This is a genomic window from Achromobacter animicus (assembly GCF_902859585.1).
Lineage (GTDB): Bacteria > Pseudomonadota > Gammaproteobacteria > Burkholderiales > Burkholderiaceae_B > Achromobacter > Achromobacter animicus.
The window spans coordinates 41477-61952 of the sequence record NZ_CADIJM010000008.1 but is presented as its reverse complement, the minus strand read 5'-3'; the positions used below and the strand labels follow the sequence as shown (position 1 = coordinate 61952).

Here is a 20476-nt window from a genome sequence, read left to right as displayed (position 1 = left end):
CCGCCCCCATGTCCCGCACCGAACGCCTCCTGGAGCTGCTCCAGACCCTGCGCCGCCACCGCCTGCCCGTCAGCGGCCATCGGCTTGCGGCCGAGATGGGCATCAGCCTGCGCACGCTGTATCGCGACATCGCCACGCTGCAATGCCAGGGCGCCGAGATCGAGGGAGAACCGGGCGTGGGCTATGTGCTGCGGCCCGGCTTCATGCTGCCGCCGCTGATGTTCAGCACCGAAGAAATCGAGGCGCTGGTGCTGGGCACGCGCTGGGTGGCGCGCCGCTCGGACGAACGCCTGGGGCTGGCCGCGCGCAATGCGCTGGCCAAGATCGGCGCGGTGCTGCCGCAGGAACTGCGCGACGAGCTTGACGCCATTCCGCTGCTGGTTGCCCCCAGCGCCGTGGCCGTCACGGACCGCGTCGACGTGGCGCTGATCCGCCAGGCCATCCGCGGCGAACAGAAACTGGAAATCACCTACCGCGATGACAAAGGCTCCGATTCCACCCGCGTCATCTGGCCGTTCGCGCTGGGCTTTTTCGACAGCGTGCGGCTGGTGATGGCCTGGTGCGAATTGCGCGGTGACTTCCGCCATTTCCGCACCGACCGCATCGCCACGCTGGCTATCGGCGCCAGGTATCCCAAACGGCGGCACATCCTGCTCAAGGCGTGGCGCGCGCTGGACCACGAGGCGCGCAAGGACTGACGTTCACTACTGCCAAAAACTGACAGCACCCCTGCCTATCATGAGCGCATCCAACCCCCGGAGCGCATCATGTCAGACACCAATTTCGTCATCCTGTATGTGGAAAAGCCGCAGGCCAGCGCCGCGTTCTACAGCGCGCTGCTGCAGCGCCCGCCCATCGAATCGTCGCCCACGTTTGCGCTGTTTGCGCTGGACTCGGGGCTGATGCTGGGCTTGTGGTCGCGCTACACGGTGGCGCCGGCAGCCGCCGGACGCGGCGGAGCGTCCGAACTGGCGTTCACCGTGGCCGATGCCGATGCGGTCAACCAGCGCCATGTGGACTGGAGCCTGCGCGGCCTGCCCATCCTGCAGGCGCCCACCGACATGGATTTCGGCCGCACCTTTGTGGCGCTCGACCCCGACGGCCACCGACTGCGCGTGTTCGCCCCGGCCCCCGCGCCGGCCCCAGCCGCGCCCCGCACCGAGCGCGCCGTCGCGGCAGTCTGATGACAAACGGCCGCGCCAAAAAGCGCGGCCGTTGACGACCCATCACGCACGCTGCCGCCTATTCATGGCGACCGCTTCGCCGCGCTTCTTGAACAGCAGGTAGTACGCCGCGGCGAGCAGCACCAGGAACGGCACGCCAAACACCAGCGTCAGCTTGAAGACGCTGGTGAAGTACGTGGTCACCAGAATCGCCAGCATCGCCCCCGCGCCCAACAGCGTCAGGACCGGAAAGCCCGGCATGCGGAACGACAGCTTTGCGCCGCCTTCGCGCACCCAGCGGCGGCGAAAGAAATAGTGCGTGACGAAGATCATCATCCAGGTAAAGAGCGCGCCGAACATCGAGATGGCCATCATCAGCGTGAAGGCCGTCTCGGGGTACAGCACGTTCAGCACCGTGGCGATGGCGATGCCGCTGGTCGACAGCAACAGCGCGTTCAGCGGCGTGCCGTTGCTGGACAGCCGGCCCAACGCCGACGGCGCATGGCCCGCGCGCGACAGGCTGAACATCATGCGCGTGGTGATGTAGAGCTGGCTGTTCATGGCCGACAGCGCGGCCACCAGCACAATGAAGTTGATGACACCCGCCGCGCCCGGAATATCAAGCACCTCCATCACCTGCACGAAGGGGCTGCCGCCCTTGCCGGCATCATCCCACGGCACGATGGCCAGGATCAGCGCCAGCGTCAGCAGGTAGAACACGACAAGCCGGACAATGGTGGCGCGAAACGCCTGCTTGACCGCGCGTTCCGGATCCTCGGCTTCACCGGCGGCCACGGCGATCATCTCGACGCTCAGGTAACTGAAGATCGAGATCACGACCGCGATCCACATGCCCCACACGCCGTTCGGAAAGAACCCGCCATGCGCGATGTAGTTCGCCGTGCCGTACTGCGGATTGCCCCAGACCACGTAGGCGCCCAGGATGATGAAGCCGATGATGGCGCTGATCTTGATGGTCGAGAACCAGTATTCGATCGTGCCGAAGGCCTTGACGCTCAGGGCATTGATGAGGATGAGCGCCGCGGAAAAAATGCACACCCATAACCATCCGGGCACGCCGGGAAACCAGAAGGCCATGTACTTGGCCACCGCCGTGACTTCCGTGCCCACGGCCAGCACCACGCAGGACCAGTACGCATAGCGCACCAGAAAGCCCGCGAGCGGGCCGATGTAGTGTTCGGCATAGGCGCCGAACGAGCCGGACGTGGAATGCGCGACCGTCATTTCGGCCAGGCAGGCCATGAGCAGCAGCGTGATCACGCCGCCGATGGCATAGCTGATGAGCACGCTGGGCCCGGCAAAGCCGATGGCGAATTTACTGCCCAGGAACAGGCCCGTGCCGATGGCCCCGCCGATGGCGATCATGCTCATCTGGCCGGACGTCAGCCGGCGCTTGAGCCCCTGTTCGCGTTCGGCAATCTGGCCGAACCCTTTCTGTTGTTGCATTGTCTCCTCCTGTACTGCGCATTTTTGTGTGATGTACGGCCCCGTGCGGGGCCGGCGCGATGAGGGGTTGAGCCCGGAATCAGGTCACGGCGGAACGCTGCTTGAACTCGGGCTTGTCCCACGCGCGGGTATCCAGCACGTCCTTCAGGATGTCGACCGCGTCCCAGACGTCGGCGTAGCCGAAATACAGCGGCGTCAGGCCGAAACGCAGGACCTCGGGTTCACGGTAATCACCGATCACGCCGCGCGCGATCAGGGCCTGCATGACCTCGAAGCCGTTGGGATGGCGGAAGCTGACGTGGCTGCCGCGGTCGGCGTGCGTGCGCGGCGTCACCAGCGTCAGCGGATGCCCGCCGCAACGCGATTCCACCAACTGGATGAACAGGTCGCTCAGCGCCAGCGACTTCTTGCGCACTTCGTCCATGCCGGCGGCATGCGCGACATCGAGGCCGCATTCGACCATCGACAGCGACACGATGGGCTGCGTGCCGCACAGGTAGCGGCGGATGCCGCCCGCGGGCTCGTAGGCCACGGCCATGTCGAACGGGCGGCTGTGGCCCCACCAGCCGGACAGCGGCTGCCAGAAATCCTTGGTGTGACGCGGGGCGACCCAGATGAACGCGGGCGAACCGGGGCCGCCGTTCAGATACTTGTAGGTGCAGCCCACGGCGAAGTCGGCATTGGCGCCATTCAGGTCGACGGGCACCGCGCCCGCGGCGTGCGCCAGATCCCAGATGGCCAGCGCGCCGTGTTCGTGCGCCTGCGCCGTGACCGCGGCCATGTCGTGCATCTGGCCGCTGCGGTAATTGACGTGGGACAGCAGCATGACGGCAACGGAGTCGTCCAGCGCCTTGTCCAGCGGCAGGTCGTCGTCGATCAGGCGCATTTCGTAGCCCTGCTGCAGCAGGTCGATCATGCCCTGGATCATGTAGAGGTCGGTGGGGAAGTTGTCGCGCTCGGACAGGATGACGCGGCGCGCGGGGTGCTTGTGCTGCTGGATGCGCAGCGCGGCGGCCAGCGCCTTGAAGATGTTGAGCGACGTGGTGTCGGTGACGACCAGCTCGCCCTCGCGCGCGCCCAGCAGGCGGCCCAGCTTGTCGCCCAGGCGCGCAGGCAGATCGAACCAGCCCGCGGTGTTCCAGCTGCGGATCAGGCCCGTGCCCCATTCTTCGGTAATGACCTGCGCGGCGCGGGCCGCGGCGGTCTTGGGCAGCACGCCCAGCGAATTGCCGTCCAGGTAGAGCACGCCGGGCGGCAGGTCGAATTGTTCTTTCACGTGGGCCAGGGGATCCTGGCGGTCGGCGTTGACGCAGGCTTCACGAGTGTTCATGTTCCATTCCTTCAGCAAATTTCCGGATACATGCTATCAGCGCAGTCAGTCCGAAAAATTGCAAATCCAGTCGTGACTTACCCGCGTTTTCCGCATTAAATTGCCTTCATCATCATTTTTTCGAACTGGATTGCGCCATGCAGATTGACGTCATAGACCAGCGCATTCTGGCCCGCCTGCAGGAAGACGGCCACCTCAGCAATCAGGACCTGGCGGAACAGGTGGCGCTGTCGCCCTCCGCCTGCCTGCGCCGTGTGCGCGCGCTGGAAGAAGCCGGGCTCATCCGCGGCTACCGCGCGCTGCTGGACGCCGAGAAGCTGGGCTTCGAGCTGGAGGCCATCGTGCATGTGTCGCTGGACCAGTCGCGCGCGGGATGGCACGAGGAGTTTCTGGCGGGCATCGCGCTGCACGACGAGATTACCGAGGCGGCCATCGTCACTGGCGCGTCCAATTACATCCTTACCGTGCGTACGCGCAACCTGTCGGCATTTTCGAATTTTGTCGAGGACAAGCTCAGCAAGATCCCGGGCGTGCGCGATCTCTGTTCGCATATCGTCATGCGCAAAGTGAAGGACCGAGAAGGCATGCTGCCGCTGGCGGCCTGGCGTTGAGTCGACCTCGCCGTCGGCGTGAAGCAAGGCGCGCTAGCTTGGCGCGTGCTCCAGAAAGCCGAAGACCGTCACGAAATGGCAGGCCGTGCCGCCCATGACGAACAGATGCCAGATGCCGTGCGCATGGCGCCAGCGTTTGTCGTTGGCATAGAACAGCGTCCCGATCGTGTAGATGGCGGCGCCCGCCAACAGCCACGTCAGCCCCGCCGTCGATAGCGCGCCCGCGATCGGTGCGGCAAAGGCCACACCCAGCCATCCCATCAGCAAATAGAGCGGCAAGGCCGGCGGCGCGTTGCGCGCCCACCAGAGTTCGCGGCTGATGCCCACCAAGGCCAGCAGCCAGATCGCCACCCCCATCGCGGCGCCCCACCGATGATCCACGGGGCCGTACGCCAGCGGCGTGTACGTACCGGCTATCAGCAGATAGATCGCGCAGTGGTCCGCCTTCGCCCACATCGCCTTGCGGCGCCCTTGCGTGCAGTGGAACAGCGAAGACGACGCATACACCGCGATCATCGACGCCGCGAACACCGCGCAACTGACGATCTGCCGCGTGTCCACGCGCAGCTCGGCCGCGCGGGTGATCAAGGCGCCGGAAGCCAGCACCGCCAGCGCCAGCCCGGCCAGATGCGTCACGCCATTGAGTCGTTCGCCTTCCTGCATGTGCGCCCCCGCCCCGGCGTCGTGCCGGCGCCTGTCATCATGGCGGGCTTGTGTGACAGGCGCGGGTCAGCGACATCACCCCACGAAATCCACCGCGGCCGGATAGCCGTCAATGGCGCGCGCGGACAGGATCGCGCGCTGCACCGCGATCGCCATGACCTCGGCGGCCATGACACCCAGCAGCATCACGTTGGCGGATTTGCCCGACGCGCCCGTGCCCAGCGCGAAGATCGTGTCGCCGTCGAGCATGGTGTGGATGGGGTTGATCGTGCGCGCCAGGCCGTCGTGCGCCATGCCGGCGATCTTCTGGGCTTCGGCCTTGGTGATCCGCGCATCGGTGGCCACGGCGCCGATGGTGGTGGCCGCGCCCGCGCGCATCGACTTGGGCAGGTCGCCCGCCAGGATGGCTGCGCGCGTGTCGAACAACATCTTGCCGTCTTCGGTGCGCGCGCCGGCCAGGATGCGCCCGGTGGCCGGGTCCAGCACATCGCCCACGGCATTGACCGCAACGATGGCGCCCACCGTCACGCCCGCCACCGTCAGCGACGCGCTGCCGATGCCGCCCTTCATGGCGCGCTTGGGGCCATACAGCTTGCCCACCGTCGCCCCCGCCCCCGCGCCCACGTTGCCTTCCTGCGGCGCGTCGGCGGTAGCCGACCGGCAGGCCTGGTAACCGGCGGCGGCATCGGGCCGCACCGACGCGTCGCCCACGCCCAGGTCGAACAACACCGCGCTTGGCACGATGGGCACAAATGCCACGCCTACGTCAAAGCCGATCTTCTTTTCTTCCAGATAGCGCATCACGCCCGACGCCGCGTCCAGGCCGAACGCGCTGCCGCCCGTCAACACCACGGCGTGCACCTTGTCGACCATGTTGATCGGGTTGAGCAGGTCGGTCTCGCGCGTGCCCGGCGCCGCGCCGCGCACGTCCACGCCACCGGTCGCGCCGGCCTCGGCAATGATGACCGTGCAACCGGTGGGCCGGCGCGTCTCGGTGTAATGCCCCACCCGCAAGCCCGCCACATCGGTGATGCTGCCGCCGCCCGGCATGGACGCCGCGCCGCCAGCGGCCTGCGTGGGCATTGCCCCCGCCGCGGCAGCGCCCGCTGCCGCCACCATGAACGCACGCCTGTTCCATTGCTGTTCCACACCCGTCTCCGTCAACGTAAAGCCAGAAGGATCCCGGACCGACTGCCCCGGGCTTTCGTGCCCCGGGCTTTCGTGCCCCGGGCTTTCGTGCCCCGGGCGTTCGGTAAAGCTATATGACTTGTAGCTATATTTTTACTATTCCATATGCTTTGTGGAAAAATAGGCCGGTTGTTAGAGTGCCGCTACGCCGGAGGGCATTGCAGGCCCACATGCTCTCCACAGTGATCATCCGTGGAGCATTGCCATGAAACTCTTCCGTACGCTGTTCATCGCCGGCCTCGTGCAGGTCGCCGCCCTGTCCGCCGCCCATGCCCAGTCCGAACTGGACCAGATCAAATCCGCGGGCGTCTTCAAGATCGGCACCGAAGGCACCTACGCGCCTTTCACCTTCCACGATGCATCGGGCAAGCTTACCGGCTTTGACGTGGACATTGGCCGCGCCATTGCCGAGCGCCTGGGCGTGAAGGCGCAATTCGTCGAAGGCAAGTGGGACGGCCTGATCGCCGGGCTGGACGCCAAGCGCTACGACGCCGTCATCAACCAGGTGGGCATCACGGATGCGCGCCGCGCCAAGTACGACTTCTCCGATCCCTACATCTCGTCCGCCGCCGTGCTGATCGTGCGCGACGACAACACCAGCATCAAATCCTTTGCAGACCTGAAGGGCAAGAAGTCCGCCAACACGCTGACCAGCAACTTCGGCAAGCTGGCGCAAAACCACGGCGCGGAAGTGGTCGCCGTGCAGGGCTTCAATGAAGCCATCGACCTCCTGACCTCGGGCCGCGTCGAAGCCACCGTCAATGACAACCTGTCGTTCCTGGACTTCAAGAAGCAGAAGCCCAACGCCCGCGTGAAGATTGCGGCCACCGACAAGACGGCGGAGTTCAGCAATTCGGGCGTCCTGATCCGCAAGAACAACCCTGAGCTGCAGGCCGCCATCAACAAGGCGCTGGCCGACATCAAGGCTGACGGCACGTACAAGACCATCTCGGTCAAGTACTTCGGCACGGACCTGTCCGCGCAATAAACCACTGGAGCGCCCATGACGCTGCCCCCCTGGCTGCACGCCGTCCTGCCCGACTGGCTGCTGGCAAAAATTGGCGAATGGTCGGTGCCGGCCTGGGTGCAGCTGATGGCGGACTCGTTCTGGCCGCTGCTGCACGCGGGGCTGGTCTTCACGGTTCCGCTGACGTTGATGTCGTTTGCGCTGGGGCTGGCGCTGGCGTTCGTGGTGGCGCTGATCCGGCTGTTCGGGCCCGCGCCGCTGGTGGCGGTGGTGCGCTTCTACGTCTGGCTCATCCGCGGCACGCCGCTGCTGGTGCAGCTGTTCGTGATCTTTTATGGCCTGCCCAGCGTGGGCATCGTGCTGGACCCGTTGCCCGCCGCGCTGATCGGCTTCACGCTGAACGTCGGCGCGTACAACTCCGAAGTGATCCGCGGCGCGATCGAATCGATTACCAAGGGTCAGTGGGAAGCAGCCTATTCGCTCAGCATGACGCGCGGCCAGGCCTTGCGCCGCACGATCCTGCCGCAGGCGGCACGCGTGGCCGTGCCGCCGCTGTCCAATTCGTTCATCGCGCTGGTCAAGGACACGTCGCTCGCGGCGGTGCTGACGGTGCCGGAAATCTTCCAGGCCGCGCAGCGCATCGCGGCCGTCACGTATGAGCCGCTGATTCTCTATACGGAAGCGGCGCTGATCTACCTGGCGTTCAGTTCCGTCCTGTCCGCCGCGCAAGTGCGGCTGGAACGGCGCTTCGGCCAGCATGCGATGTTTAGCGAGAAGACCCGATGATCCGCCTTGAAAAAATCGAAAAGTCCTTCGGCGGCAATCCCGTGCTCAAGCAGGTGGATGTCCAGATCGACGAAGGCAGCGTCACGGCATTGATCGGCCCGTCGGGCAGCGGCAAGAGCACGCTGCTGCGCTGCGTGAACCTGCTGGAAGTGCCGGATCGCGGGCGGCTGGAGATCGGTCCGGAAACGGTCGACTTTGAACCCGGCCACAAGCTGGCGCGCGAACAGGTCCAGGCGGTGCGCAAGCAGACCGGCATGGTGTTCCAGAACTTTCAGCTCTTTCCGCATCAGACCGTGATCGGCAATGTGATGGAAGGGTTGGTGACGGTGCAGAAGTGGCCCGCCGACCGTGCACGCGCGCGGGCGGAGGAATTGCTGCGCAAGGTGGGGATGCTGGAGAAGGCGGAAGCCTGGCCGGCGAATCTATCGGGCGGCCAGCAGCAGCGCGTGGCGATCGCCCGCGCGCTGGCGCCGGCGCCGCGGGTTCTGCTGTGCGACGAGCCGACCTCGGCGCTCGATCCGGGATTGGCGGCGGAAGTGGTGGACGTGTTGCGTCAGTTGGCCGCGGAAGGCATGACGATGCTGATGGCCACGCATGATCTGCGGCTGGCGGCCAGCGTGTCGCGGGAAGTGGTGTTTCTGCTGGATGGCGTGGTGGTGGAGGCCGGGGATTCGCGGTCGGTGTTCACGAATCCGAGTGATTCACGCACGGCGGCGTTTGTATCGACGTTGACGCAGGAAGCGCCGTAGATCCGGGTGTCTGACACCCGATGAAAGAACTCGGTGTCTGACACCCTCCGGGACGCTGCGGCGTGTTGGCGATCGTCTCACCATGGTGTCAGACACCTGCCGCAAGCTGGAGACTGTTTTACTTGGCGCAAAGCCGCCGTCTGCTACTTCGGCGGTAGGGAGCCCGCCGGGTCGACCGCCTGACCGTCGTAGCGCAGTTCGAAATACAACCCGACCTGCTTGCTGTCGCTGTTGCCCATCTCGGCGATCTTCTGGCCCTGCGACACGCGTTGCCCTTCCTTGACCAGCAGCTTGCTGTTGTGCGCGTAGATGCTGAGGAAGCTGGCGTTGTGCTTGACGATGACCAGATGCCCGTAGCCGCGCAAGCCGCTGCCCGAGTAAGCCACCGTGCCAGGCGCGGCGGACACGACGGGCGTGCCGGCGGAATTGCTGATGACGATGCCGTTTGAATGGGAACCGTCGTAGCCGCGCGTGACCTTGCCCTGCGCGGGCCAGACCAGCGAGATCGCGCCCGGCGGCGCCGTGCGCCGCTTGCCGGATGACGCGGTGGCGCGCGGCGCGGGTTTGGGTTTGGTGCTGGCCTTGCTGGGCGGCGAGGTGCGCGCCTGGCCGGCGGGCGGCTCGACCCGCAGGACCTGGCCGACTTCGATCGAATTGGAGTTCGACAGCTTGTTCCACCGGACCAGGTTGCTGACGGTCGTGCCTTCCTTGCGCGCAATCTGGTACAGCGTGTCGCCCGACTGGACCCGGTAATAGCCCGGCTGGACCTTGGTCGTGCCGCAGGCGGTCAGCAATACCAGCAGCGCCGCCATCAGCGCGCCCAGCCATAGACGGGAATATGAGCCCGCGCGTCCCGGCCCGGCGGACGGGTCGGCATTGGACAAACTGGCGGCGGACAAAGTCGAAACGGACAAGGAAAGCTCTGAAACCTGGGGCACGGGGTCGCGTGTCGGAAAGAAGTGCGTTCAAGGGTACCAAGAAATCGGGAACGCTTGGCATAGAATGCCTGCATGCCTTCGTCGACCCGCCTCCTGTGCATGCTGCGCGCCCTGCGCGCCGACGCCGTGCTTTGGCTGGCGATCCTGGCATTGGCGCTGCGGGCGCTGGTTCCCGCTGGCTACATGCCGGACGCCCGGGCGCTGCACGACGGGCGGCTCGAGGTCACATTCTGCTCGGCGGCGGGCAACGTGTCGTCATTCAGCGTGGCGCTGCCGGCCGATGACGGCGGCAAGGCCCCGCACGACAACGCCAACACCGGCGCGCAATGTCCCTTCGGCCTGCTTGTCCACGTCACGCCCGCCACGGCGCCGGCCATGACGCCGCTGCTGCTGACGGCCGCCGGACACCCTGTCTTCCCTCCTGCGCATCGCGCCCTGCCCGCGCAGCCCGCCCACGGTCCGCCGCTGGGTTCGCGCGCGCCGCCGCCGCTGGCATGACTTCGTCCAGGATCGTCCACGCCCCTTACTAATTAGTAAGGCGCTGCGGACGGCACTTGCCGCGCGGCCAGACCGCGTGGCCGACTCGTCAATCCAGAGGTTTCAATGAATTCCCTTTTTTCGCGCACGCCCGCCGGCGTGACGCGCGCCGCCCCCACGCCGGGCGCGCCCGACCCGCGTCGCCGTCTGCTGCTGTCGACACTGGCGCTGCTGCCGCTGGCGGGCTGCGGTCCCGACGCCCCGCCGCTGCACGGCATGGACCTGTCCGGCATGACCACCGGCGATTTCCAATTGCAGGACACCGATGGCAAAACCCGCACCCTGGCCGACTACCGCGGGCATCCGGTCATGTTGTTCTTCGGCTTCACCCAATGCCCGGACATCTGCCCGACGGCGCTGACCCGCGCCGTCGAGATCAAGACGCTGCTGGGCAAGGATGCCGACAAGCTGCGCGTTCTCTTCATTACCGTGGATCCCGAGCGCGACACGCCTGAGATCCTGCGCGCCTACACCCAGGCCTTCGATCCCGGCTTCGTCGGTCTGCGCGGCACGGCGGAACAGACCCGCGCCGCCGCCCAGGCCTTCAAGGTGTTCTACCAGAAGGTCCCGACCGGCTCGTCCTACACCATGGACCACACCGCGCTGACGTACCTCATCGACGCCGAAGGCAAGCTGCGCGTGGCGCTGCGCCATCAGCAGAGCGCGCAGGAATGCGCGCAAGACCTGCGCACCGTGCTCTGACCCAATAAAGGAACCCCTCATGAAGAAGCTTTCGATCAAACCGCTGGCCGCCGTCTTCGCGTTGGCCCTGGCCGGATTCAGCCATGTTGCGCTGGCGCAGGACGCCGGCCTGTCCGTGCAGGACGCCTGGGTGCGCGCGACCGTGCCCAACCAGCACGCGACCGGCGTGTTCATGCAACTGACGTCCAAGGAAGCCGGCCGGCTGGTCGGCGTGGAATCGCAGGCGGCCAAGCACGTGGAAGTGCACGAGATGGCGATGCAGGACAACGTCATGAAGATGCGCCAGGTCGCCGGCATCGACCTGCCCGCCGGCCAGGCGGTGGACCTGAAACCCGGCGGCTACCACGTCATGCTCATCGACCTGGCCAAGCAGATCGTGCCGGGCGATCACGTCGCGCTGACGCTGATCGTGGAAGACGCGGCCCGTCAGCAACGGCGCGTGCCGATCGACGCAGTGGCCCGGCCGCTGAATGCGACCGCCGCGCCAGCGGCCGGTCACGGCCACTGATGACGGGCGGCAGGCGCTCATCGCGCGCCTGCCGCGTGGCGGGGTCGCACCGCGATCTCGCCATTTGAATGCCTATCGCCGGCGCTCCATGCTCGCGTGTTCCCCTATCAGCGGCTACATATCAGGGACACATCGCCCAGCCGCCACGACAGCGCCGCCCTCCGATTCACCATACAATGCCTGCACGTCCGAATCCCGCGCCTTCCGGCCCGGGCAGCAGCCGGCCACCGCCGCCGCGCTCCGGATGCCAGCGTTCCGCGCAGCCGGGCGCCCGTAACTGCCGGCAGGCTGGCCGGCCCTCTGTATCTGGATATGCCCGGTAGTTCCGCCTTTTCCTTCCTGCGTACCCTCTGCAGCCTGCGCTGGCTCGCCATCGCGGGCCAGGCCGCCACCGTCCTCGTCGCCAGCAGCGTGCTGGGCCTGGATCTGCCGCTGGAACCGCTGTGGCTGGGCGTGGGCATGCTGATCGGCTTCAACGTCTACGCCAGCCTGCGCCTGCGCCATCCGCGCGACCTCTCCCACGCCACCGCCTTCGGCCACCTGTTCATCGACATGGCGGTGCTGGCCTGGATGGTGGGCTGGAGCGGCGGCATCAGCAACCCGTTCGGCACGATGTTCCTGATCCTGACCGCCCTGGCCGCGCTGGCGCTGCCTCGCAATTGGGCGCTGGCCGCGGCGCTGGCTGGCGTGCTGGGCTACGGCGCCGCGGCCATCTTCGGCCAGCCCCTGCGCGGCGACGTCGACCCCCACACCCTGCTGTTGTGGGGGCTGGGCGCCAATTTCCTGATTTCGGTCGTGGTGGTGCTGGTGTTCTCGACCCGCCTGGCCGCCGACATGCGCGCCCGCGAGCGCGAACTGGCCCGCCTGCGAGAACGCTTCACGCGCAACGAAGGCATCGTCGCCCTGGCCACCCACGCCGCCGCGATGGCGCACGAGCTGAACACGCCGCTCGCCACGATGACGCTCCTGACCGACGAGATCGCCGCCGAGGTCCAGGACGACGAAGACCTGCGGGAAGACGTCACCACCCTGAGCCAGCTTCTGGCCCTGTGCCGGGAACGCATCCGCAATCTGGCGGTCCCAACCGCCGTGGATCTGGTTCGCGTCGTGGGGCAGTGGCGTCTGATCCGGCCGACCATCGACCTGCAACGCTCGGGCACGCTGCCCACCAGCCTGCGCGTCGATCCCGCCATCGCCCACCTGCTGCAGGCGTTGTTGAACAACGCCGCGGACGCGGGGGAATCCGCCGACGCGCCCCGCGTGGACCTGCATCTGGAATACGGTTACGGCGCCCTGCGCGGCGAAGTCCGGGACTACGGCCGGGGTTTCGATCCCGATCATGCCGTGCTCCCGGCGACCAGCCTGTTCAACAGCGGCAAGCCGGGAGGACTGGGCGTGGGCCTGGCCCTGTCGCACGCCACCGTGGAACAGATGGGCGGCGAAATGACCATGACCGCGGCCGAAGGCGGCGGCACCCGCATCCGCTTTTATTTGCCTCTCGGCAACCCCGGGACCTGAATGTGATGAATGCAAACGATCTTGGCCTGCTGATCGACGACGACGAACTCTACGTGCGCACCCTGCAGCGCAGCCTGTCGCGCCGCGGCCTGGAAACCCGAACCGCCACCGGCATCGCCGAGGCCCTGCGCGTGGCCGAGGAAATCCGTCCAGCCTTTGCCCTGGTCGACCTGCGCCTGGGCGAAGACTCCGGCCTGACCCTGATCCGCCCGCTGCGCGCGCTGCGCGAAGACATGCGCATCCTGCTGGTCACCGGCTACGCCAGCGTGGCCACCGCCGTGGAAGCCATCAAGCGCGGCGCCGACGACTATCTGCCCAAGCCGGCCACGGCGCCCATGATCCTGCGCACGCTGGGTCTGGTGAAGCCAGAAACAGTTACGATCGAAACGACCATGACGCCGTTGCACCGCCTAGAATGGGAGCACATTCACCAGGCTCTGCACGAGACCGGCGGCAATGTTTCCGCCGCGGCGCGCCTCCTGGGCATGCACCGGCGCTCGCTGCAACGCAAGCTGGCGAAAAAACCGGGGCCGGAACGCGAGGTGCTTCCGGAATGAGTTGTGCGGGGCGACACATCTTTACAACACCCCCATGTGCACCTGCGACATATCGTCGCACCCCCTCCCTCCCCTCGGGGCTTCTGCTCCCCTAGGAAAACCCTGAATCCGCCGCCATTGGGCCGGATTTCTCCCAGGCAATGCGACCTTTCGTCGCAGGCTTGACCCAGATCAAACCGATAGGATGGACGTTGCTGCCTAGCAGCATTCCAGTCTGCTGCTTTGCAGCATTTCCCACCTTCCATCCAAGGCTGTACGTGAAACACCCCCTCCTTGCGACCCTTACGCGCATATTTGGCGTCGGCGCGGTCATGCTGCTTGGCGGCTGCAACATGGAAATCCTCTCCCCCAAGGGAGATATCGGCATCCAGGAAAAGACGTTGCTGCTGACGGCGACCGGGCTCATGCTCATCGTCGTGATCCCGGTCCTCATCATGATCGTGGCGTTTGCCTGGAAGTACCGCGCTTCCAACACCAAAGCTGACTACCAGCCCAAGTGGGCCCACTCCACGGCAATCGAAGCCGTCGTCTGGACCGTCCCTTGTATCATCGTGGCGATTCTTGCCGTGATCACCTGGCGCTCCACGCACGCGCTGGATCCCTACAAGCCGCTCGTGTCCGAACACAAGCCGGTGACCATCGAGGTGGTTTCACTGGATTGGAAGTGGCTCTTCATCTACCCCGAGTACGACATCGCCACGGTCAACGAGATCGCGTTCCCCGTGGACGTTCCGGTCAACTTCCGGATCACGTCGGCTTCGGTCATGAACTCGTTCTTCATTCCCCAGCTCGGCAGCCAGATCTATTCGATGGCGGGCATGGAGACCAAGCTGCACCTGAACGCGCGCGAAATCGGCACCTACGCCGGCATTTCGGCCAACTACAGCGGCGGCGGTTTCTCGGGCATGCGCTTCAAGGCGCACGCCATGTCGCAGGAAGGGTTCGACAACTGGATCAAGGAAGCGAAGGCTGCTCCCACCGCGCTGACCCCCGAGGTCTATGCGGAACTGACCAAGCGCAGCGAGCGCAACCCGGTCGTGAAGTATTCGTCGGCGCCGCCCGCCATGTTTGATTTCATTCTGGGCAGCACGATGACCAAGATGGCCGGCGTGGACTCCGCCACGTGCACCTCCACGTCGAATAATCTGATCGCAGGAATCAACTAACAATGCTCGGGAAACTTACCCTCGAGGCCATTCCGTACCATGACCCCATCGTCATGGTTACGCTGGCCGCCGTGTGCCTGGGAGGCCTAGCGGTCTTCGGCGCCATCACCTACTTCAAGAAGTGGAAGTACCTCTGGACGGAGTGGCTCACCACCGTCGACCACAAGCGCATCGGCGTGATGTACATCATCGTTGCGCTGATCATGCTGTTGCGCGGCTTTGCCGACGCCATCATGATGCGCACGCAGCTTGCCGTCGCGTCCGCGGACTCGGCCGGCTTCCTGCCGCCGCACCACTACGACCAGATCTTCACCGCCCACGGCGTCATCATGATTTTCTTCATGGCGATGCCCTTCATCACCGGGCTGATGAACATCGTCGTGCCGCTGCAGATCGGCGCCCGCGACGTGGCGTACCCGTTCCTGAACTCGCTGAGCTTCTGGCTGTTCGCCGCCGGCGTCGTGCTGATGATGCTGTCGCTGTTCGTGGGCGAATTCGCCGCGACCGGCTGGCTCGCGTATCCGCCGTTGTCCGGGCTGGACTACAGTCCAAGCGTGGGGGTGGATTACTACCTCTGGGCACTGCAGATATCAGGGCTGGGGACAACACTTAGCGGCATCAACTTCATCGTCACCATCCTGCGCATGCGTGCGCCCGGCATGACCCTGATGAAGATGCCGATCTTCACGTGGACCTCGCTGGTCACCAACGTCCTGATCGTCGCCGCCTTCCCCGTGCTGGCCGCGACCCTGGCGCTGCTGACGATGGACCGCTACCTGGGCACGCACTTCTTCACGAACGACGGTGGCGGCAACGTCATGATGTACGTGAACCTGATCTGGATCTGGGGCCACCCCGAGGTCTACATCCTGGTGCTGCCGGCCTTCGGCGTGTACTCGGAAATCGTTGCCACGTTCGCCCGCAAGACCCTGTTCGGCTACAAGTCCATGGTTTACGCCACGGCCGCCATCGGCGTGCTGTCGTTCCTGGTCTGGCTGCACCACTTCTTCACCATGGGTGCGGGGGCCAACGTCAATGCCTTCTTCGGCATAGCGACAATGATCATCTCGATCCCGACCGGGGCCAAGATCTTCAACTGGCTGTTCACCATCTACCGCGGCCGCCTGCGCATCACGACGCCGGTGCTGTGGACGCTGGGCTTCATGATCGTGTTCGTCATCGGCGGCATGACCGGCGTGATGCTGGCCATCCCCGGCGTGTCGTTCATCCTGCACAACAGCCTGTTCCTGATCGCGCACTTCCACAACACCATCATCGGTGGCGTGGTGTTCGGCTGCATCGCCGGCATGGTCTACTGGTTCCCGAAGGCGTTCGGCTTCACGCTGAACGAGCGTCTGGGCCGCTACTCGTTCTACTGCTGGTTCGTCGGCTTCTTCCTGGCCTTCATGCCCCTGTACGTCCTGGGCTTCAAGGGCATGACGCGTCGCCTGAACCACTACGACAACCCCGAATGGCAGCCGTACCTGCTGGTCGCGCTGGCTGGCGCCGCGCTGATCATGCTGGGCATCTTCTTCCTGCTGCAGCAAGTGTTCGTCTCGGTGCGTCAGCGCAAGCAGAACCAGGACGTCACCGGCGATCCGTGGGATGGCCGCACGCTGGAATGGTCGATCTCGTCGCCCGCGCCTTTCTACAACTTCGCCCACGTTCCTCACGTTGATGAACTGGACCAGTTCTGGGAAGACAAGCAGAGCGGCAAGGCGTACAAGCGCCCGGCCAAGTACGAAGACATCCACATGCCGAAGAACACCGCCGCTGGTGTCTGGATCGGCGCCTTTGGCCTGGTCATGTGCTTTGCGCTGATCTGGCACATCTGGTGGCTGTCGATCGTCGGTTTCGTGGGCATGATCGGTTCGTTCATCGTTCGCGCCTATGACCGCGACGTCGACTACTGGGTCCCGGCCGCGGAAGTCGAACGCATCGAAAACGCTCACTTTGACAAAATGCAGAAGGCCGCCTGAGCCATGATTCAAGCCGTAGCCACTCACCCCCACGCGGGTCACGACGATCACGCGCATCACGACGATGGATCCAAGACCGTTTTCGGTTTCTGGGTCTATCTGATGAGCGACTTGCTGATCTTTTCGGTGCTGTTTGCCACGTTCGCGGTGTTGTCCAACGCCACCGCGGGCGGTCCGTCCGGCAAGGAACTGTTCGACCTGAACTTCGTCCTGGTCGAAACGCTGTTGCTCCTGGTGTCCAGCTTCACCTTCGGCATGGCCAACCTGAACGTGCACGCCAACAACAAGAGCCGTGCCATGGGCTGGTTGATGGTCACGTTCCTGTTCGGCGCGGGCTTCATCGCGATGGAAATCTATGAATTCCATCACCTGATCAGCATCGGCGCCGGTCCGGGCCGCAGCGCCTACCTGTCCGCGTTCTTCACGCTGATCGGTACGCACGGCCTGCACGTGACCTTTGGCCTGATCTGGATCATCGTCATGCTCGACATGATCCGCCGTCATGGCCTGGACTCGATCAACAAGCGTCGTCTGGCGTGCCTGAGCCTGTTCTGGCACTTCCTGGACATCGTCTGGATCTGCGTCTTCACCTTTGTCTACCTTCTGGGAGCCCTCTGATGTCGCACTCCGCTGCGGCCGCACACGGCCACGACGATCACGCCGCCGATCACGGCAGCCTGAAGTCCTACATCATCGGTTTCGTGCTCTCGCTGCTGCTCACCTTCGGCTCGTTCGGCCTGGTGATGCACGGCGCGCTGTCCCACACCGCCACGATCATCGGCGTGGTGGCGCTGTGCATTCTCCAGCTGCTGGTTCAGCTGGTGTACTTCCTGCACATGGGCGCATCGAAATCGTCCCGCGACAACCTGGCCACGTTTGTCTTCACCGTGCTGATCATCTTCATCATCGTCGGTGGTTCGGCCTGGGTGCTGTACAACATGAACGTCAACATGGGCCACGCCATGTAATGACCGCTTGCCGTTAAGGCATGCAAAAACAGGCGCCTTCGGGCGCCTGTTTTTTTTGAGGGGAGATCGCGCGGAAGGCGCTGGGGCGTCGCGGGCAGCCAGCTGGCCGCTGCCGCCGCGCAGCGCGCGCCGGCTCAGCGCGGCGGAGCCGGCGGCGCCAGGTCCACCTCGGCGCGCCGTGCCAGCTCAATTGCCGTCACGCCCTCGAACGGCTGCACGCGCGAAGTTTGGTTCAGGTCGCACCCAGCGGGACCAGCGGCCGCATCGAGCACCTGCTTGACCGCACGTCCGCCCATCGGGCTGACCGGGCCGTTGTTGCCAAGCTGCCAGGCCAGCACGTCCGCCACCGCCATGCCGCAACGGGCCGGCGTCTTCGGCGTGCCGCCGTGTTCGAGCAGCAGCCGAACCTTGTTATCCATGCCCAGGTTCAGCATGGTCACCAGCGGCAGCGCGTCCGCAGCCGCGACGCCCTCGATCCGCATGTCGGAATCGCTCCGGTCGGTCGGGTCCGCACCCGCCTTCAGCCAGGCCTCGTACAGATCGTCGGGCAGCCACGGCAGGCTGAGCGGCACGATCCGGTTGCGCAGCGGTCCCGCCGTGTCGGCCGGCGCCGCCAGCGGCACCCCCGCGGCCACCAGCCGGTCCGCGATGGCGCGCAGCCGCGCGCGCTGGTCGTCCCACGCCGCGCTGTTGCCGTCAGCCGCCGCGCGTTGCTCCACCTGATTCCACATCGACAGCAGACTGGACAACGGCTCCGTCGACAGCGGCGCTTGCGGCGGGCGAGCAGCCTGCACCAGCTGATCGATGAGGCCAGGCTGCAGGTAGCGGACCGCCAGCGACAGCCCTTCATTCATCCCATTACGGTCCGGCGCTTCCTTGCTGGCGCCGTAGCCGCCCACCGCGGGATCGGCGCCGTGGGCCAGCACGTACGTCACGCGCTCGGGCACGGCATAGGCCGCCGACGGGGTCAGGTCGCCGCTCGGCGATTCCCGCAGGGCCTCGAGCAGGGGCGTTTCCCACATGGGGCTGTTGCCGTAATACATGCGGGTGTAGGCGGCATTGATGTCCGCCCCCCGCGCGAGCAGTTTCTCGGCAAACCAGAAATTCTTCGGCGTTTGCAGCGCGGCATGCAGCAGCGAGCGCCCGTTCTTTTCGCGCGCGTTCGGATTGGCGCCCTTCTCCAGCAGATAGATCAGGTTTTCCTTGCTGTCGCTGTAGTACGAAATCCGGCGCATCAGCAGCGGCGTGCCGTTCGAGTCCAGCGCATCCACCGGTGCACCCGCGGCGATCAACATGTCGGCCAGCGCGTAGCGCTCTGCGGCCGGACGGGTGTCCTTGGCGTCCGGCAACGCGCTGGCGACCAGCGAGAACCCGTTGTCGGGGCCGTCCGCCTTGGCGCCCGCGTCCAGCAGCACGCGCACCATCTCAAGCTGCTTGCGCGACACGGCCACCGACAGTGCGGACCTGCCGTATTCGTTCACGCCGTTCGGATCCTGTCCGCCCGCAAGCTGGGCGCGCACCGCGTCCAGATCGTTCGCCTGGATCGCCTGGAAGATCGCCAGGCGCGGACGGCAGACCTGCGCATCCAGTGCCGAGGCCTCCAGCGCCGCGCCGATGCGGGACGCGATGTTGGCCGGAATGGCTTCCTTGCCGGCAAGGCGCTTCGAGCAATACAGCCGGTAGTCCTCGCGCGCCAGCGCTTCGTAGTAAGCCCGCTCCTCGCGCGATTTCTCGCGCTGTTTCCAGCGGGCGTCGGCGCGGTTAAGGTAAGCAGCGGTGCGCGACGGATCGCGCCGCAGCACGTCGGTCAGGATGCGTTCCGCCTGCGCCGTGTCGCCCGACTCGGCCAGCCAGAAGCCGTAGTCGTTCAAGGCGGTCAGCATCTCGGCGTCCTTGCCGTCCGGATCGATCTCGCGATAATCCTGCGCCATGACGAAGCGGCGCAGGTCGGCCAGCGCACGGTTGAACTCGGCGGTCTTGGCGCGCGGAATGGCGCGCGCCACCTGATGCAACGTGCGGAACGTGGCCGTCACGTCCGGCGCCGTCTGGTGTTCGAAACGCACCTGCGCGGGAAATGGGTCCAGCCGCGTGGGATAGTCGCGCAGCGCCGCGTGCAATGTTGCCAGGGCCTGCGCGCGGCGCGCCTCGTCCCACGGGCGGCTGCTGATGACCACCGCTAGCTGCGAGTCGGCGTTGACCGACGCGGCCTCGCCTTTGTCGTCCACCAGGAAACCCGTGGCCTTGCCGGCGCCGGCGCCGCGATCGGCATAACCGACCCAGTAGAAGGCCTCGCCCGCGCGCGGGGACCGGACCGCCACGTTGTCCTCGCGCGACGCCTTCCAGCCTTCGGGATCGATCACCAGCGGCTGCGAGCGGAAATCCAGCTTGAAGGTCTTGGCCCCCTCGCGCACGTACCGGTACAGGTACAGCCGGTTTTCCATCTGACCAACAAGGACGGCGTCCTTGACGTTCTCGGTGCCCCACACCCGGCGCTCGGGCTCGCGCAGCGGATAACGGGAAAGCCGGATCGAATCAATGACAGCGCCGACGTCGAAGGCCAAGGCGGGCGGCGGCGATGCGGCCATGCCGGCCAGCGCCAGCGCGACAGCGCCAAACAGACGGGTGACAGCGGGACGGAAACGGCGCGGCATGTTTGGGGTGTTATGCAATGGATAGGAC

Annotated in this window: 21 protein-coding genes; 15 read left to right on the top strand and 6 right to left on the bottom strand. The window is 65.8% G+C overall.

Annotated elements, in window-relative coordinates; translation table 11 throughout:
• Positions 1-8: 8 nt before the first annotated feature.
• Both HV681_RS18625 and HV681_RS18620 read left to right on the top strand, forming a co-directional pair.
• Positions 9-698 carry a helix-turn-helix transcriptional regulator gene (locus tag HV681_RS18625; RefSeq protein WP_175124456.1) on the top strand — a complete coding sequence of 230 codons (690 nt, stop codon included), beginning with the start codon at positions 9-11 and terminating at the stop codon, positions 696-698.
• A 69-nt stretch (positions 699-767) separates the two neighbouring features.
• Positions 768-1184, top strand: a complete 417-nt coding sequence (locus HV681_RS18620) for a VOC family protein (protein WP_175124455.1) — start codon at positions 768-770, stop codon at positions 1182-1184.
• 42 nt (positions 1185-1226) lie between these two features.
• Here the strand turns inward: HV681_RS18620 and HV681_RS18615 are convergent, their stop codons facing one another.
• Both HV681_RS18615 and kynU read right to left on the bottom strand, forming a co-directional pair.
• Positions 1227-2630, bottom strand: a complete 1404-nt coding sequence (locus tag HV681_RS18615) for an amino acid permease (RefSeq protein ID WP_175124454.1) — start codon at positions 2628-2630, stop codon at positions 1227-1229.
• A gap of 79 nt (positions 2631-2709) precedes the next feature.
• Positions 2710-3960: a kynureninase gene (kynU, locus tag HV681_RS18610; RefSeq protein WP_175124453.1), complete on the bottom strand. Its 1251-nt coding sequence runs from the start codon at positions 3958-3960 to the stop codon at positions 2710-2712.
• Between the two features lie 137 nt (positions 3961-4097).
• Here kynU and HV681_RS18605 point away from each other — a divergent pair, with 137 nt between their 5' ends.
• Positions 4098-4571, top strand: a complete 474-nt coding sequence (locus HV681_RS18605) for an Lrp/AsnC family transcriptional regulator (RefSeq protein WP_175124452.1) — start codon at positions 4098-4100, stop codon at positions 4569-4571.
• A gap of 33 nt (positions 4572-4604) precedes the next feature.
• Here HV681_RS18605 and trhA read toward each other — a convergent pair whose 3' ends face one another.
• Both trhA and HV681_RS18595 read right to left on the bottom strand, forming a co-directional pair.
• On the bottom strand, positions 4605-5234 hold the full coding sequence (gene trhA, locus HV681_RS18600) for a PAQR family membrane homeostasis protein TrhA (RefSeq protein WP_175124451.1): 630 nt from the start codon (positions 5232-5234) through the stop codon (positions 4605-4607).
• Positions 5235-5309: 75 nt separating this feature from the next.
• Positions 5310-6353 carry a P1 family peptidase gene (locus tag HV681_RS18595; RefSeq protein ID WP_175124571.1) on the bottom strand — a complete coding sequence of 348 codons (1044 nt, stop codon included), beginning with the start codon at positions 6351-6353 and terminating at the stop codon, positions 5310-5312.
• A gap of 274 nt (positions 6354-6627) precedes the next feature.
• On the opposite strand from HV681_RS18595, the gene HV681_RS18590 reads away from it, so the two are divergent.
• The 3 genes from HV681_RS18590 to HV681_RS18580 all read left to right on the top strand — a co-directional run bounded on the left by HV681_RS18590 (position 6628) and on the right by HV681_RS18580 (position 8924).
• Positions 6628-7410: an amino acid ABC transporter substrate-binding protein gene (locus HV681_RS18590; protein ID WP_105240302.1), complete on the top strand. Its 783-nt coding sequence runs from the start codon at positions 6628-6630 to the stop codon at positions 7408-7410.
• Between the two features lie 84 nt (positions 7411-7494).
• Complete coding sequence (locus tag HV681_RS18585) at positions 7495-8175, top strand: ABC transporter permease subunit (protein WP_056327000.1); 681 nt, start codon at positions 7495-7497, stop codon at positions 8173-8175.
• Positions 8172-8924, top strand: coding sequence for an amino acid ABC transporter ATP-binding protein (locus HV681_RS18580; RefSeq protein WP_175124450.1), 753 nt, complete (start codon positions 8172-8174; stop codon positions 8922-8924). The genes HV681_RS18585 and HV681_RS18580 overlap by 4 nt, the downstream gene beginning before the upstream one ends.
• 143 nt (positions 8925-9067) lie before the next feature.
• Here the strand turns inward: HV681_RS18580 and HV681_RS18575 are convergent, their stop codons facing one another.
• Positions 9068-9736 (bottom strand): peptidoglycan DD-metalloendopeptidase family protein, encoded by a 669-nt coding sequence (locus HV681_RS18575; RefSeq protein WP_175124570.1) that lies wholly within the window; start codon positions 9734-9736, stop codon positions 9068-9070.
• A gap of 198 nt (positions 9737-9934) precedes the next feature.
• Here HV681_RS18575 and HV681_RS18570 point away from each other — a divergent pair, with 198 nt between their 5' ends.
• From HV681_RS18570 to cyoD, 9 genes are all read left to right on the top strand, one after another.
• On the top strand, positions 9935-10360 hold the full coding sequence (locus tag HV681_RS18570; protein WP_175124449.1) for a DUF2946 family protein: 426 nt from the start codon (positions 9935-9937) through the stop codon (positions 10358-10360).
• A gap of 105 nt (positions 10361-10465) precedes the next feature.
• A complete protein-coding gene (locus HV681_RS18565) occupies positions 10466-11101 on the top strand; it encodes an SCO family protein (RefSeq protein WP_175124448.1) in 636 nt (211 codons plus the stop codon).
• A gap of 19 nt (positions 11102-11120) precedes the next feature.
• On the top strand, positions 11121-11609 hold the full coding sequence (locus HV681_RS18560; RefSeq protein ID WP_175124447.1) for a copper chaperone PCu(A)C: 489 nt from the start codon (positions 11121-11123) through the stop codon (positions 11607-11609).
• Positions 11610-11921: 312 nt separating this feature from the next.
• A complete protein-coding gene (locus HV681_RS18555) occupies positions 11922-13127 on the top strand; it encodes an ATP-binding protein (RefSeq protein ID WP_175124446.1) in 1206 nt (401 codons plus the stop codon).
• Between the two features lie 5 nt (positions 13128-13132).
• Positions 13133-13684, top strand: coding sequence for a response regulator transcription factor (locus HV681_RS18550; protein ID WP_056558235.1), 552 nt, complete (start codon positions 13133-13135; stop codon positions 13682-13684).
• Between the two features lie 257 nt (positions 13685-13941).
• Positions 13942-14850: a ubiquinol oxidase subunit II gene (gene cyoA / locus HV681_RS18545; RefSeq protein ID WP_175124445.1), complete on the top strand. Its 909-nt coding sequence runs from the start codon at positions 13942-13944 to the stop codon at positions 14848-14850.
• Between the two features lie 2 nt (positions 14851-14852).
• Positions 14853-16829, top strand: coding sequence for a cytochrome o ubiquinol oxidase subunit I (cyoB, locus tag HV681_RS18540; RefSeq protein WP_175124444.1), 1977 nt, complete (start codon positions 14853-14855; stop codon positions 16827-16829).
• Positions 16830-16832: 3 nt separating this feature from the next.
• Complete coding sequence (gene cyoC / locus HV681_RS18535; RefSeq protein ID WP_056326361.1) at positions 16833-17447, top strand: cytochrome o ubiquinol oxidase subunit III; 615 nt, start codon at positions 16833-16835, stop codon at positions 17445-17447.
• A complete protein-coding gene (cyoD, locus tag HV681_RS18530) occupies positions 17447-17797 on the top strand; it encodes a cytochrome o ubiquinol oxidase subunit IV (RefSeq protein ID WP_175124443.1) in 351 nt (116 codons plus the stop codon). Before cyoC ends, cyoD begins: the two co-directional genes overlap by 1 nt.
• 134 nt (positions 17798-17931) lie before the next feature.
• On the opposite strand, the gene HV681_RS18525 is transcribed toward cyoD, so the two are convergent.
• Positions 17932-20448: an ankyrin repeat domain-containing protein gene (locus tag HV681_RS18525; RefSeq protein ID WP_175124442.1), complete on the bottom strand. Its 2517-nt coding sequence runs from the start codon at positions 20446-20448 to the stop codon at positions 17932-17934.
• Positions 20449-20476: the final 28 nt, after the last annotated feature.

Coding starts and splice junctions, on each gene's coding strand:
- HV681_RS18595 (WP_175124571.1), bottom strand. CDS start 6,353: ATGGTGGCGGCAGCGGGCGCTGCCGCGGCGGGGGCAATGCCCACGCAG.
- HV681_RS18625 (WP_175124456.1), top strand. CDS start 9: ATGTCCCGCACCGAACGCCTCCTGGAGCTGCTCCAGACCCTGCGCCGC.
- HV681_RS18615 (WP_175124454.1), bottom strand. CDS start 2,630: ATGCAACAACAGAAAGGGTTCGGCCAGATTGCCGAACGCGAACAGGGG.
- HV681_RS18605 (WP_175124452.1), top strand. CDS start 4,098: ATGCAGATTGACGTCATAGACCAGCGCATTCTGGCCCGCCTGCAGGAA.
- HV681_RS18565 (WP_175124448.1), top strand. CDS start 10,466: ATGAATTCCCTTTTTTCGCGCACGCCCGCCGGCGTGACGCGCGCCGCC.
- HV681_RS18550 (WP_056558235.1), top strand. CDS start 13,133: ATGAATGCAAACGATCTTGGCCTGCTGATCGACGACGACGAACTCTAC.
- kynU (WP_175124453.1), bottom strand. CDS start 3,960: ATGAACACTCGTGAAGCCTGCGTCAACGCCGACCGCCAGGATCCCCTG.
- HV681_RS18580 (WP_175124450.1), top strand. CDS start 8,172: ATGATCCGCCTTGAAAAAATCGAAAAGTCCTTCGGCGGCAATCCCGTG.
- cyoD (WP_175124443.1), top strand. CDS start 17,447: ATGTCGCACTCCGCTGCGGCCGCACACGGCCACGACGATCACGCCGCC.
- cyoB (WP_175124444.1), top strand. CDS start 14,853: ATGCTCGGGAAACTTACCCTCGAGGCCATTCCGTACCATGACCCCATC.
- HV681_RS18590 (WP_105240302.1), top strand. CDS start 6,628: ATGAAACTCTTCCGTACGCTGTTCATCGCCGGCCTCGTGCAGGTCGCC.
- HV681_RS18525 (WP_175124442.1), bottom strand. CDS start 20,448: ATGCCGCGCCGTTTCCGTCCCGCTGTCACCCGTCTGTTTGGCGCTGTC.
- cyoC (WP_056326361.1), top strand. CDS start 16,833: ATGATTCAAGCCGTAGCCACTCACCCCCACGCGGGTCACGACGATCAC.
- HV681_RS18575 (WP_175124570.1), bottom strand. CDS start 9,736: ATGGCGGCGCTGCTGGTATTGCTGACCGCCTGCGGCACGACCAAGGTC.
- HV681_RS18555 (WP_175124446.1), top strand. CDS start 11,922: ATGCCCGGTAGTTCCGCCTTTTCCTTCCTGCGTACCCTCTGCAGCCTG.
- HV681_RS18560 (WP_175124447.1), top strand. CDS start 11,121: ATGAAGAAGCTTTCGATCAAACCGCTGGCCGCCGTCTTCGCGTTGGCC.
- HV681_RS18570 (WP_175124449.1), top strand. CDS start 9,935: ATGCCTTCGTCGACCCGCCTCCTGTGCATGCTGCGCGCCCTGCGCGCC.
- HV681_RS18620 (WP_175124455.1), top strand. CDS start 768: ATGTCAGACACCAATTTCGTCATCCTGTATGTGGAAAAGCCGCAGGCC.
- trhA (WP_175124451.1), bottom strand. CDS start 5,234: ATGCAGGAAGGCGAACGACTCAATGGCGTGACGCATCTGGCCGGGCTG.